This window comes from Enhygromyxa salina, from assembly GCF_002994615.1.
GTDB classification, from domain to species: Bacteria; Myxococcota_A; Polyangia; order Nannocystales; family Nannocystaceae; genus Plesiocystis; species Plesiocystis salina_A.
This window is the reverse complement of record NZ_PVNK01000001.1, coordinates 1-13,727: the sequence shown is the minus strand read 5'-3', so window position 1 is coordinate 13,727 and position 13,727 is coordinate 1. Positions and strand designations below refer to the sequence as shown.

The window sequence follows — 13,727 nt, the reverse complement described above, 5'->3', positions numbered from 1 at the left end:
CTTCCGAGCTCATGCGGCGCTCACTACTCGGCCTGCGAGCGACGGCGGCGACCTCGCTGGTCGTGGCGACGGTCTCCATCGCCGCGCTCGCAACCAGCTGCGGCGACGGCAACCCCGGCTTCGATCCGCCCGCGAACGAGCTCGCGTTCCCGTCGGGCCTGATGCTCGACCCCCGGGTGTCGACGGAGCCGAGCGGACCCTGCATCACCGACGACGACTGCGAGGGCGACCAGCTGTGCGGCGGCGGTGATCAGTGCCGGGAGCCCGCGCGCTGGCTGTTTGCGATCAACGCCAACAGCGATCGCCGCTTCAACGCCGGCTCGATGCTCGCCCTCGATCTCGACCGCTTCTGGGAGGCGGCGTTCGGTGACCCCAGCGCGATCCTCAGCGCAGGAGCTGCGCTGAGCCCCGACTCCGACGCGTACAACTGGGCCGAGGACTCCGGGGTCTGCGGCTCGAGCGGCGCCCAAGCCAAGGCCAAGCAGGGCCAGTGGTGTCGGCGGGTGGCCAACACGCCGCAGATGGTCGAGTGCCTCGAGGAGCCCTTCGTGTGCTCGGAGTCCACGGTCCACTTCGGCACCTTCCCGGGCCCGGCCGCCGCCTGGGACGTGGATCCGAGCGACAACGAGGCGATGCTGCTGATCCCCGTGCGCGGCGATCCGAGCGTGACCTACGTCGAGATCTCGGGCACCGGCGACGACCTGCGCCTCGACTGCGGCAGCGACCCCGGCCACGACGGCAGCCGCTACTGCGACGACGATCATCGGCTGCGCTTCCTCGACAACGACCCCGAGCTCACCCGGCTCGCGCGCGAGCCGTTTCGGGTCCTGGTCAGCCCCCAGCCCGATCTGCCCCTGGCCTACGTGTCCCACCAGGGCGACCCCGACTTCACGCTCCTGGCTCTCGAGGGCATCGACAGCGACGAGATCCAGAGGCCGGCGATCGTCCACCAGGCCAACCTGCTGGTGATCGACGGGGCCTCGCTGGCCTACCAGGGCGGCTTCGGCCTGGCCCAGCGGCCCTGCGACGTCGACAGCGGCAACGCGCCGAGCCGGACCAACGGCTGCTCGCGGCCGCTGGTCTACAGCGCGCTGCGCTGGACCCCCTACGTCAACGTCATGACCGCGATCACCCACCCGCAGGTGCCCGACGCCGACGCCAGCGAGGCCGCGTGTGTGCCCGACGACGACGCGGACATCTCCTGCGTCCCCCAGGCCGAGCCGGTCAAGGACTTCGCCGTTGGCGCGCTGTCGACCGCCAATGTCCCGCTCAGCACCAGCCGTCCGATCCTCGCCGACGTCGCGTTCTCGCGCACGGGCAACGAGCTCTACGTGCTCCAGAGCAACCCGGGCGGCCTCCTGCGCATCGACACCTCGATCGGCCCGGACGGCGAGACGATCGATCTGCCCGCCGGCCAGGTCGAGGTCTGCTCGCAGCCGACGACCCTCGCCGTCTACGACGACGGCGACAACGAGTACGGGCTCGTGACCTGCTACCGCAGCGGCGAGCTCTTCGTCGTCGATCTGGCCAGCTTGACGGTCGTCGGGCTGTCGCGCGCGGGCATCGGGCCCGACACGATGACCGTGGACCTCGCGCGCGAGGTCGTCTACATCGCCAACACCCTCGACGCGACGATCAGCGTGATCGAGATGGATCCCGACAGCCCCGCGCGCTTCACCCAGATCGCCCGCCTCGGACTCCAGGAGCCCTACGTCCAATGATGCGCCGTCCCACACTCGGCTGGTTCGCGCTCGCGTTGGCGGCGCTCGGCTGTCAGGCCCAGGAGGAGGTCGACATCCCCAACCGCGTGCTCGACCGCCCGACCGACATGGCGCTCGTGTGCGCGGCCGTCGAGTGCGAGGACCTCGACGACGACGGGGTCGACGACCCGGGCGAGTGCACGACCGTGGCGCTGCCGCTGAGCGTGTGCCAGAGCGAGGCCAGCAGCTGCTCGTCCGACAACCCCCACCTCGTCGGCTTCGTCGCCAACTCCGAGCGCAACGAGATCGCGATGTTCACCAAGTGCGCCAACCGCTTGGTCGACATGGACATCGAGAGCCCGGGCTACAACTTCATCCCGGCCGGCATCCTCCCGACCGAGCTCGACGCGAGCAGCGACGGCTGCCGGGTGATCTCGGCCAACGTCGGCAGCTGTGATCTGACCCTGCTCGACGCCCCCGCGCTCGCCGGGTTCGGGCTCGACAACCCCGACGTCGCCGACGAGCCCAGCAGCCTGGTCTCGACGGTGATCCCCCACGCCTACGTCGAGCCCAACGGCTCGGAACCCGACGCCCCGAGCGGCTGGGTTCCGCTCGGCGCCCGCCCGGGCCAGGTCCTGTCGGTTCCCTCGAGCTTGACGCAGTCGCCGGGCCTCGCCCCCGGGCAGACGCTCACGGGCATCTGCGACCCGCTCGCGCCCGCGAGCGTCTACGTCAGCTTTCCGACCTGCAACATGGTCGCCGAGGTCGATCTCAAGACCGGCTACGTGATCCAGAGCCGCCAGTTCGTGACCGACGAGGACGGGGTCGTCAACGTCGTCGACAGCGGCCCGTCGCCGACCTGCCCGCTCGAGTGCCCGGGTCAGTTCAACGGGGACTTCCCGCCCGAGCTGCCCCAGATCGACTCAGACGGCCCCTTCCCGCAGGCCCTGGCCCTGGCCCTGCGGCCCTCGGCCGACGACGAGGACATCCAGGGTCAGCAGCTCTACGTCGGCGGGCTCGGATCGGATGTCCTGTTCGAGATCCCGATCGAGGACTCCGGCGAGTGGGCCGCAGACACCAATCAGCTCGAGCTCGACGACGCTGGCGGCATCAAGGGCATCCGCGTCAGCCCCAAGGTCGACGTCGGCATCGAGCAATTCTCGACCGCCTCGCGCTTCTTGTACATCGTCGCGGGCGACGGCTCGACGCGGGTCGTCGGTCGCGCGCTCCCGGCCGACGCGAACGAGATCGGGGTCGAGTGCGAGACCCACAGCGACCCCAGCGTCGTCGCCAGCGCGGGCGTCTCGGCCTGCACCCCCGTCAGCCAGTCTCCGAACGACGTCCCGCCGACCGACCGCCGCGGGTTCGCGCGCGGTCCGGGCATCCGCCCCGGACGCGGCGAGGAGGTCACGGACTGGATGTTCCGCAAGACGGTCGAGGAAGATCTGAACATCGAGGTCGGCGACACCACCGTGCTGGGCCCCTTCAGCGAGCCCGGGACCGTGGCGATCGGCGTGACGACCGGCGGCTACGCGACCTACGTGATGATCGACCAGGAGCGCGCGAACGGAGAGACCACCGCCGAAGATCTCGGCGGGGTAGGGATCGACCCGGCCAACGTCATGGACGTGCGCCTGTTCCCGCACTCGCTGTGGCCCGACCCCGGGTTCAGCGACGAGCTCGGGCTCCCGACCGTGTTCGACGATCCGCCGAGCCGGGTGATACCGGCCGACTCCGGCCCCACGCGATCGCTCGCGCCGACCCTGCGCCGCGTCGACGCGACCTACGCCAACGACGAGCGCGCCTTCGACCAGCTCAACGTCGTCGCCGACTACGACGGCCTCGGCAACGGCGTGCTCTACGACGAGGACGTCGTGCGCGTGGCCGTCCACGACTACCGCAGTTGGGGCAGCTCCAGCGGGGCCCAGTGGTCGATCGAGTGGGAGGGCTCGATCCCAAACACGCTGTCCTCGACCGGCCGCGTCGACTGCGACAAGCCGGGCTGGTACGACGGCACCTGCCTCGAGGGCTCGCGCCTCTACGACGCGAGCGCGAACTTCTGCGACGAGGGCGTGCTGCCCGACGACAAGCTCGTGATCGTCGGCTGCTTCGATGACGACGACTGCGGTGACGGGCGCGCGTGCCTGCGCGAGACGGCCGCGGGCGGCGACAGCACCGGTATCTGCATCTCCGCCGAAGACTTCGACGAGCGCGCCGCCGAGCTCCGCCAGATCTGCGACAACTTCATCCGCGATCCCTGCGGCGAGGCCTACCGCGAGTTCCGGATCGTCTCGGCGACCCAGACCGAGCTCGAGCTCGAGGCCCTGCCGCCCAAGCCGCTGTCTCAGCTCGTGGAGTTCGACGACCCGGACGGCGGCCTGGTCCTGGGCGAGGTCGAGGGCCACTTCGTGTGCACCGACGAGCAGCCCGATGGCGGCTGCGGCGAGGACTCGGACTGCATGACCGAGGGCGCGTTGTGCATCGACGCGCGCTGCCGCGTCGCCTGCGACCCCGACGACCCGATGGATCAGACCTGCATCCGGCGGCGGCTGCCCGGGCCCGAGTGCTTTGGCGAGTTCGTGCGCTACCAGGTCGCGCTGAACGACGAATTTCGGGTCAGCGGTCCGGGCATCACCTTCGTCACGGACCTGGTCGAGGCCGACGAAGATGGCTACTGCCGCGAGACCACCAACACCGAGATCTCGCGCCTCCTGACCAGCCGCCTCCCGCTGCCGCCCAGCGACGACCCCGACGACCCCGAGTGGCAGGCGATCCCGGCCTGCGTCAGCGACAACGTCGAGCCCAGCAACGCCAACCCCTGCCGGGTCACTGCGACCCGCGCACTCAACAACAAATTTCACCAGTTCGTCTACGAGGATCAGGTCTCGGTCAGCGCCCTGCGCTACTCAAACCCGATCTTCAGTATCGTGCTCGATCTCGCCTCGCTCGAGGGCCTGACCGCCGACATCCCGGGCTACGAGGACGTGGCCTGGCCGGCCGAGTTCGCGGGCTTCCGCCGTTCGCGGATCCCTCGGGGCTACCGCCAGGACTTCGGCCTCGACACCGGCTACGCCGCGTTCGCCGACTTCCTGCTCCTCGAGGGCCAACCGCTGACCTACCCGGTCCGCATCGTCGCGGGGCCTCAGACCGACGTCGCCTACATCGTCGACGGCAGCGGCCCCGGATCCACGTCGTCGATCCGCGGCCAGGTCGTGCGTGTGACCCTCGGCGATAGCGTCATGGCCGACGAGACCTTCACCGGCGTTCGCTAGCGCGACTGTCCGGGAGGCTGTTCATCCGCAAAGCCCGCGGGCCGGACAGCTTCGGCGTTTTTGAGTTATCGTCAGCCCGGTGTCCGGCCAGTACCGACTCAAGATCGGGGCACGTACCCTCAAGCTGCCCGGGGGCACAGTCGACGTCGGGCGAAGCTCCGACTGCTGGCTGACCCTCGACGATGATCTGATCAGTCGCTACCACGCGCGCTTCCACGTCAGCGACGACCTGGTCGTGCTCGAGGACCTCAAGAGCCGCAACGGGACCTTCGTCAACGGTGAGCAGCTCGACGGCAAGATCACCCTCCACCACGCCGACAAGGTCCGCATCGGTCACGAGGTCATCACGATCGTCGAGAGCGACAGCGACGAGGACGAGTCGGGCGACGCGCTGCGCCGGACGATCGGGCCCGGCGAGGACTCCAAGTTTCCCTCGCTGATCGGCGCGCTGGTCGAGAAGAGCCTGAGCATGGGCAAGCTCAAGGAGGCCGAGCGCTACGCCCTGGCCCTGACCAACCAGCTCGCCAGCGCCAAGGTCCCCGTCGATCATCCGACCGCGGCCTCGGCCGTCAACTGCCTCGTGGCCCTGGCCGAGAAGACCTCGGGCGGGGTGTGGCTCGACCGCGTGTTTCGGCTCCACGCCGCCAAGGGCTGGCTGATGCAGGCCAGCGTGATCACCCGGGTCCGCAGCGCCCTCGACCGCATCCCGCGGGTGCCGGGGTCGGGCCTCCAAGACTACGAGACCAAGCTCCGGGCGATGTCGCGGGACGGCCTGGACGTGCCGGCCAAGCTGATGGCCGAGGTCGCCGAGATCTCCGACGCCTACGGCAAGGGCTGAGCGAGACGGGGGTCTTCGGGGCCCTCCCCAGGCAGCCTTTGCCAGGCAGGGACGCGCCCGGTCGCTCGTCCCTCGCTCCGCGGGCGGGCCCGCCCGCAGGAGCTTCGCGGTCGTGTGCGTGGCCCCTCAGGGGGGCTTGGCGTGCCGTGATCGGGCTTCTTCGGGGGCTCGGCGGGGCCGGCTTGGGGCTCAGTTGCCGCCGCTCGCGGGCTTCTTGGACTCGTCGTAGTCCTTGACCTTGAACTCGGTCCGGTTGTTCTTGCGCCGGCCGTCGGCCGTGATGTTGACCGCGACCGGGTCCTTGTCGCCCCAGCCCGAGGCCTTGATCCGGCTGGCGACGACGCCCTTGCCGACGAGGTAGGCCGCGATCGCGTCGGCCCGTGACTGGCTGCGCTTCTTGGGGTTGCCGCGATCGTCGGTGTGGACGCGGATCTCGATCAGGCCGTACTCGGGGTGCTGGTTGAGGTACGAGGCGAGCTGGTCGAGGGCCTCGGCGCTGCGCTCGACGTTGAGGTCGTTGCCGCTGTAGCGCGGACCCTTCTTGACCCGGATCCGGTACTTGTTGCCCGAGATCAGCGGGGTCTCGATGACCTCGCCGCCGCCGCCGCCGCCGCCCGCAGCATCGGTCGGGACCAGGCTCTCGTTGATGACCGCGCCCGTGTCGGCGACGACCGAGAAGCTGATCTCCTTGGGCTCGTAGCCTTCGGCCGTGACCGTGGCCTTGTAGTCGCCGAGGGGCAGGGCGATCGCGATGCGGCCCTCGCCGTCGGAGTCGAAGGTCTCCTGGATGCCCATGCCGTCGAGCGCGACCTTGACCGGGACGCCGACGCCGTCCTTGCCGAGGAAGGTGCCGTCGAACACGACGTCTTCACCGGCGTCCGCGGCGACGTCGGCGATGATGTCGACCTGGGCGTCCTCGCCGACGCGGACGTCGGCGGTCTGGGTGACGATCGTGCCGTCGGGCAGCTCGACGTCGATCGAGACCGGGCCCTCGGGGAAGCGGAAGCTGGTGAACATCCCGGCCGCGTCGGTCAGGATCACGTTGGACGCGAGGCCCGGGAAGCTGACCTTGGCCCCGGCGATCGCGTTGCCCTCGAGGTCGGCGACGCGGCCGAGGATCCGGCCCTCGAGCACCGGCTCGGGCGTGGCCGAGCTGTCGTCGATCGCAACCGGGACCTGCTTGACGCGGGGGCGGGGATCGATGCTCCAGCCGAGGCCGAGGATGACCTGGTAGGGTGGGACCGGCGGGCCGAACTCGTAGCTCGGCGAGGTCGTGCCGACGTCGACGGCGAGGTCGAGGAACAGGCCGCTGTAGACGTTGGCCCGGGCGCCGAGGGTCAGCCACGCCTGCGAGCGCTTGAGCGGCGAGCCGCCGAATTCTTCGGTCAGCTCGACGAAGGCCTCTTCTTGGTAGGTCGCGATGTCCCAGTTGTATTCGATGATCGGATCGATGCCGTACTGCTTGTCCTTGCCGAGCCGGATCGGAAAGTCGACGGCGATCTTGGTGTTGACGCGGCTGTGGTTGACGCCCGAGGAGAAGCGCAGGACCTCGCGCGAGAGCGGGTCTTCGATCGCCGACCAGTCGTCGATGAGCTTGGGCGAGTTGTCGAGGGTCCAGCCGATGTTGCCGGTGATCCGGACCGGGACCTCTTTTTTGGTCAGGTAGCGGAGGTCGGCGCCGAGGATCACGGCGAAGTCGAAGTTGACCCGCGAGGTCCGGAGCTTCTCGCTGCCCGCGAGCAAGCCGAGCCCGACCTGGCCGCCGAGGCCGAGGCCGCCGTTCAAGAACCGGTAGGCGCCCTTGATGCCGAAGTTCATGTCGCCGAGGGCGAACACCGAGGGCGGATCCTCGCGCGCGCCCTGGTCGCGAGTGTTGCGGTTCGAGGAGCTGTTGACGTTGAAGTAGACCTCGGTCCACTCGGTGAAGGTGAAGCCGAGGTTGACCGCGCCGCGCAGCCGCGCGTGGCGATCGCCCTCGGTTCCGCCCTCGCAGCAAAAGAAGTTGTTCTTGACGAAGAAGTCGGTGTGGAGCCGGAACCGGACCGTGTACTTGTCGCCGACGTCGGCCAGCGAGGTGTAGTAGAGGCCAACGGGGCCGCGCAGCGAGTTCATGACCGGCTCGCGGCGGCCGGCGACCATGCCCGGGCCGCTGTCGCCCTCGAGGCCCATGCTGCCCATCGAGACCTCGCCGCTCGTGTCGGCCGCGCCCGCGGTCTCGCTGTCGCTGGTGAACGAGGAGTCGAGCGCGCTGTCGCTGTCGGCTTCGAACGCGGTCTCGAGCTCGCCTCCACCCTCGGCCTCGGCGCTCGCGTCGGCCCCGCTGCCGTCGTCGATGACCTCTTCACCCGGACCGGCCGGCTGGGTGTCGGTGGGCATCGGTTGACCGTCGGCCGTCAGCAGCTGGCCATCGTCGGCGGCCGCGTCACCGCCTGCGTCGCTCGCGGGGTCGGCGACTTCGCCGGGGGCTTCCTCGCCACCTTCGGGGAGCGAAGGCGGTCCCGCGAACGCGAGGCCGGGGAGCAGCAGCAAGGTGCTCGCAGCAAGGCCCGACGCGAGCAGATGGATCGACAGGCGGCGCATGTAAATAGCGTCGTACGTCCACGTGCAGGTGTCAAACGCGGCCTCGCCTCCTGGAGTTGATCGGCGGCGAGACGATCGTTGGGTCCGGCGAGTCCGGCGAGTTCGGTGGGGCGGGCGAGTCCGGTCGAGCCAACGCTTCGGCTCGCGGTGTCCGACTGGCCAGGTGCGCAGGCGGAGCTCAGCCCGGCTCGGCGTCGGCCCGAGGCGGAGGGCGGTCACGACCGCGCCCTCCAAACTCGCTCGCTTTCACCCACCTCGCGGACGGCCCCCCAGCTCCGCTAGTTTTGCTTCTGGAGGCTGAATTCGGCCGATTCGCTGGAAGTCGAACTTTGCCTGAAGGGATCGGTGGCCTCGGTCATGGACCGCTTGACGGGACACCCACGGGCTCGCGCGCACGGCGGACGCGACGCGGACGAGCGCTCGCGTTAAGCTCCGGCGACGCATCGACGTGTCAGCCAAGCGACGCACTTCGAGCCCGAGCCCGTCAGCGCGGGCGGGACGTGAACACTGGTCTGATCCGCTCGACTGGATCCGGTGCTCGGGTCAGCGATCGATCGGCGTCGGTGTCGGTGTCGGTGTCCGTGTCGGTGTCGTCGGACTCGGGCTCGCGCTGGTGGTCTCGCTCGGAGCCTTCGCGCCGCGGACCGTCGCGGCCGCCGAGCCCGAGCCCGAGCCCGAGCCCGAGCCCGTCGCGAGCGCGAGGCCGAAGCCCGCGAGCGAGGCCGAGGTCGCGCGGGTCCGGGTCGAGCTGAGCGTGTGGCGCGGGGGAGATCGCACGGACGAGGGCGAGCGTATCCCTCGCCGCCGGGCCCAGGTCGACGGCCGGGCGACCTACGAGCTCGTGCGCCCCGCCGTCGCGGGCCAGCGCCTGATCTTGCTCGACTACGCCGAGCTCCTGCGCGACGAGCCCCACGAGCTCGACGAGATCGCGCTGTCGACCTACGTCGCCGGCGTCTCGGAGCGGGCCCGGATGACCGTCGAGGCCGCGCAGGCCGATGGCCGCGCGCTCGCGTCGACCCGGGCCGGGGGCCGGCGCGACATCGTGATCGAGCTCCCGGCCGGGGCGACCGAGGTCCAGGTCGACTATCGCGTCGAGGTCCCGCACCGCTACTGGCCGCTCGGCTGCGTGTGGCGGCGATGCAGCCTGTCGGGGGCCGTGGCGCCGCTGCCGAGCGAGCGCGCGCGCGGGGGGATCTGGCTGCCCGCGGACGGCCGGGTCGTGACGCCGGTCGAGTGGGTCGTCGAGCGGGCGCGCTTTGCTGCGGTCCCGGACTGGACGCCCGGGACCGCGCCGACGCCCGAGCAGGACCGGGCCCTCGCTGGCCAGGAGCTGGTCGTCACGCGCGAGTCGATCAACACGCGCGCGCCGATCGCCTACCCCTCGGTGTTCTGGGGCCCGCGCTGGCAACACAGCGAGCGCTGGCATCGGGGCGTCCACCTTCGGATCCTGCACATCAACCGGCGGCCCGGGGCCCAGTACCCCAACGAGAACATCCTCAACCCGATCCGCGACGTCGCCGGGCACGTGACCTCGATCGCGACCGACGCCATCGATCTGGCCGGCGTGATCGGGATCGAGCCGCCGCCGGACGCCGAGCTGACCGTCGTGCAGGGCCCCCTGCGCAGCGACGTCTCGATGTTCCACCCGAGCGCCGTGATGGTCAGCGACCAGTACCTCGAGCTGCTCGGGACCAAGCGCCTGGCCAAGTTCCACGACATCCAGGTCGCGCGCTCGATCTGTGACCTGCTGAGCTACGGCCAGTTCGCGGGCCGCCACGATCCCTCGACGGATCTGTGGCTCTCGGGCTCGTTCGGGGTCGCGCTCGCCACCTTGTGGCAGCGCGCGAGGGAGCTGCGCGACGAGTACGCCGTCGACCTGCTCGCCTCGCTGACCTTCATCCCCTCGATCGACAGCTTCTTGTACACCGGCCAGGCCGCGTTCTCGTCGGCCTACTTCCGCGGCAGCGAGGACCAGTGGCCGGTCCGCAACCACCCCTTGTTCTTTGCCCACGAGCTCCCGAGCGGGCGCCGGATCCACGAGAAGCTCTCGGACCTCCTGACCGAGCGCGAGATGGCCGAGTTCTACGCGACGATGGCCGACAGCCCCGACAGCGATCCGCAGATCGTCGCCGAGCAGGTCTGGGGGCGCGAGCTCGGGTGGTTCTTCGACCAGTGGCTGGGGCCGTATCCCAAGGTCGACTACGCGATCACCGACCTGCGCTCGACCCGGCGCGAGGACGGCCGCTGGCATCACGAGATCACCGTGACCCGCGACAGCGATCGCCCGCTCGTCGAGCCGATCCAGATCTACGTCGACGAGCGCGGGGGCCAGGATCACTACCTGGTCTGGAACGGCGAGGCCGAGCCCGGCGCCGCGCTGCTCGACCAGCCGAGCAAGGCCCAGCACGTGTTCGTGCTCGACACCGAGCGCAAGCTCAGGGCCGTGCGCCTCGATCCGCGCTCGCGCCTGGTCGAGACCTCGCGGATCCCCGTCGATCGCCTCAACCGCGGCGACAACAACGATCCGCTGTTCAACAACCGCAAGCCGGCCAAGGCCCGCTTCATCTACACCGGGATCGGGCTCAACGTCGCGGCCTCGGAGCTGGCCACGGCCAAGACCGCGCAGGCCCGGATCAACGCGATCACGGCCTTCTTCGCGTTCGAGAGCAGCCTCCGCCGGGACCTGCGGCGGACCGGCAGCTTCCTGGTCTTCACCGACCCCGAGACCAACGTCGGCGGGAGCGCGGGGATCAACTTCTACTTCGGCGAGAAGCGAAACCGCCAGCGACGGCGGCTGCGGCTGCGGATGAGCACCTCGGTCGCGTGGCTCAACACCGGCGGCCTCGACGCGGCGGGCGGCCTCCGGATCATCCAGAGCACGCGCCTGAGCCACGACACGCGCAAGTTCGGCCTCTGGCCCGAGCGCGGCCACCTCATCTCTGCGGGGATCTCGAGCGCTCAGACCCTGCGCCTCGACGGCGAGACCGATCACCGCTACGCGCTCGACCTCGACCTCGGCTGGGCGCAGCTGTGGCGGGTCGCCCATCACCACGTGATCGCGAGCCTCATCGAGGCCAGCGTCGTGGTCCCGCTCGCGTCCGAGCTCGAGTTTCGCAGCCTCAACCGCGGCGGCGGGATCGGGAGGCTGTCGGGGTTCACGAGCAACGAGCTGTTCGGCCGCGGCGTGGCCCGGGCGGCGCTCGAGTACCGCCACGTGATCCTCGACGACCTGCGCCTCCCGCTGTTCAACTTGATCTTCGTTCGCACGCTCTCGGGCGCCTTGTTCGGGGGCGTGGCCTCGGTCTCGGGCTGCGACAGCTACGCCGGGTGGTTTGGGGCCCAGAGCTGGTACGGACAGGTTGGCTACGGGCTCGCGGCTCGGCTGCAGTGGTTCGGGGTCGTCCCGCAGTTCATCCGGGTCGACGCCGCGGTCCCGCTCGGGCGTCGGCGCGGGGTCGCGTGCCTCGGGGAGACCTTGCCCGAGTATCTCGGGGAGGTGCAGGGGATCGAGGACGTCGGACGCCTGCTGCCGCCCTTCAACATCAACGTGACCTTCAACCAGCCCTTTTGAGCGAGGCGGCCCGCAGGTCGATGGGCTGAGGGTCCGCTGAGGTCTAAACGAGCTCCGAAAGCGGCTCGGGGGGTCCAAATGAATTTGGTGACCTGTCCGGGACGGGTGGGGGGAGGGCCGAGCACCCGGCGGGTGTTCGCGCGGCGCGTCGGGCAGGGGTCAAAAGAAACCTCGGACCTGTTGGGGACCACCCGGAGGGGCGCTCGGGACCCGGCAGCCCTTGTTTGTTCAGGGCCAGGGTCGACAAGAGTCGAGTCGATCCATGTCGGGCGCGGGTGGGGGGAGGATTGGGGATGCGTCGAGCCATGTCGGGGGGGATCCGAACTCGACGGCGTTGGCCTACGCGGGCCTGGCCGACACGGCTCGCAGCGCTGGAGATCCCCGGCGCGCGTTGGAGCTGTACCAACAGGCGCTCGACGTGGGCCGCGGATCGCTCGGGCCCTCCGAGCTGTCCGCCGTCCGTCGCAAGATGGGGGACGCCGCCGAGCAGATCAGCGATCATCGCGGCGCCGAAGAACACTATCGGGGGGCGCTCGCCGAGACTCGCGTCGTCGACGACGTCGACGAGATGGCGCGGTCCTACCTCGGGCTGGCGACGGTCGCGTTATCCGGCGCTCGATTCGACGAGGCCGTCGCTCTTGCCCACGAGGCCGTCGAGCTGAGTGAGGCGAGGGACCTGCGCGGAGTCGCTGCCGGCTGCCGAACGCTGGGCTTGATCGAGCAGACACGCGGGGACGCCGAGGCGGCGGCTCGCCATGAGCAGGCGCTCGCGCTCGCGCGAGAGCTTGACGCGGGGTCGCGCTGACCCCCCGCAGCGGCCGACAGGCTACAGCCGGGCGGCGTCCTCGAGGTTGCCCTCGAGGAACTGCAAGAGCAGCTCGAGGCGGGCCCACGAGCGGTTGTCCATGTCGCGGTCGAAGGTCGCGCCGATCTGAACCTGGCCCTCGACGGGGGTCGACCACACGACGCGGCCCGGCATCACGATCTCGCGGGTCTCGCGTTCGGGCAGCACGGCCCAAACCTCGAACTGGACCGTGGTCGGGGGCGTGACGGCCTCGTTGGTGTGGAGGCAGATGCCCGAGAACGAGATGTCGACGGCCTGACCGTGGAGCTCGCGACCATCGGGCAAGGCCACGCGAACGCGTAGATCGCACGAAAACCGCTGATGAGCGCGACGCTCGTCCACGGGGTCACGCTAACACCGGGACCGCTCACAGCTCAAATGCCGGCTCAGATCTCGAGCCCGGTGAGCCCCCGGAGCACGCCCTCGATCTCGCGCAGGCGGATCGCAGCCGCGATCGCGGCGTCGAGATCGGTGGGCGGCGCGAGCTCGCGCTCGAGCAGCAGGCGCAGGCGCTCGTAGTAGAGCTGGGTGACCTCGACGAGCACGCGCTCGCGGAAGTCGGCGAGGTCGAGCAGCGCGCGGGCGGCCTTGAGCTCGTCGGGAGAGAAGATCACGCGGTCGAGCTCCCAGGTCGCCTTGGCCTTGACCACGCCCTGGGAGCCTGCGTCGCGGCGCAGGGCGTCGGCTTCACCGACCTCGCGATCGAGGGTCCAGCCCTCGTCGAGGCGATGATCGTACTGGACCGAGACCGTCGGCAGGGCCGCGGCGACCCGGGATCGACGGAGCCACCTGGCGCCCGTGTTGGGGCCCGTGCCCGCCTGGCGCAGGGCGGCGTCTTGGAGCTCGGGCAGGCTCGGGGAGGCGGGGAGGCGCGCGAGCGCTTCATCGATCCGCGCGAGGTCGATCTGCGGGGCCGTCGCGC

The 13,727-nt window shown here is 70.3% G+C and carries 8 protein-coding genes; 5 read left to right on the top strand and 3 right to left on the bottom strand.

What is annotated here, in order from left to right; all coding sequences use genetic code 11:
• Window positions 1-11 precede the first annotated feature (11 nt).
• From ENSA5_RS00040 to ENSA5_RS00030, 3 genes are all read left to right on the top strand, one after another.
• Window positions 12-1,721, top strand: coding sequence for a YncE family protein (locus ENSA5_RS00040; RefSeq protein WP_106389497.1), 1,710 nt, complete (start codon window positions 12-14; stop codon window positions 1,719-1,721).
• Entirely contained in the window at window positions 1,718-4,972 is a 3,255-nt protein-coding gene (locus ENSA5_RS36740; RefSeq protein ID WP_181197077.1) for a hypothetical protein, read from the top strand. Before ENSA5_RS00040 ends, ENSA5_RS36740 begins: the two co-directional genes overlap by 4 nt.
• A 79-nt stretch (window positions 4,973-5,051) precedes the next feature.
• The gene (locus ENSA5_RS00030) at window positions 5,052-5,810 is read left to right on the top strand and encodes an FHA domain-containing protein (protein ID WP_181197076.1); all 759 of its coding nucleotides are present in this window, start codon (window positions 5,052-5,054) and stop codon (window positions 5,808-5,810) included.
• Between the two features lie 189 nt (window positions 5,811-5,999).
• Here ENSA5_RS00030 and ENSA5_RS00025 read toward each other — a convergent pair whose 3' ends face one another.
• A complete protein-coding gene (locus tag ENSA5_RS00025; RefSeq protein ID WP_106389495.1) occupies window positions 6,000-8,390 on the bottom strand; it encodes an OmpA family protein in 2,391 nt (796 codons plus the stop codon).
• Between the two features lie 613 nt (window positions 8,391-9,003).
• Here ENSA5_RS00025 and ENSA5_RS00020 point away from each other — a divergent pair.
• Entirely contained in the window at window positions 9,004-11,961 is a 2,958-nt protein-coding gene (locus tag ENSA5_RS00020; RefSeq protein ID WP_106389494.1) for a BamA/TamA family outer membrane protein, read from the top strand.
• Window positions 11,962-12,295: 334 nt separating this feature from the next.
• Window positions 12,296-12,766, top strand: coding sequence for a tetratricopeptide repeat protein (locus ENSA5_RS00015; protein ID WP_181197075.1), 471 nt, complete (start codon window positions 12,296-12,298; stop codon window positions 12,764-12,766).
• A gap of 21 nt (window positions 12,767-12,787) precedes the next feature.
• On the opposite strand, the gene ENSA5_RS00010 is transcribed toward ENSA5_RS00015, so the two are convergent.
• On the bottom strand, window positions 12,788-13,147 hold the full coding sequence (locus ENSA5_RS00010; RefSeq protein WP_106389492.1) for a PilZ domain-containing protein: 360 nt from the start codon (window positions 13,145-13,147) through the stop codon (window positions 12,788-12,790).
• A gap of 44 nt (window positions 13,148-13,191) precedes the next feature.
• The coding region (locus ENSA5_RS36735; RefSeq protein WP_106389491.1) for a hypothetical protein at window positions 13,192-13,727 on the bottom strand (536 nt) is incomplete at its 5' end.

What these genes read in the sequence shown, in the direction of transcription:
- ENSA5_RS00040 (WP_106389497.1), top strand. Translation starts at nt 12, where the DNA reads ATGCGGCGCTCACTACTCGGCCTGCGAGCGACGGCGGCGACCTCGCTG.
- ENSA5_RS36740 (WP_181197077.1), top strand. Translation starts at nt 1,718, where the DNA reads ATGATGCGCCGTCCCACACTCGGCTGGTTCGCGCTCGCGTTGGCGGCG.
- ENSA5_RS00025 (WP_106389495.1), bottom strand. Translation starts at nt 8,390, where the DNA reads ATGCGCCGCCTGTCGATCCATCTGCTCGCGTCGGGCCTTGCTGCGAGC.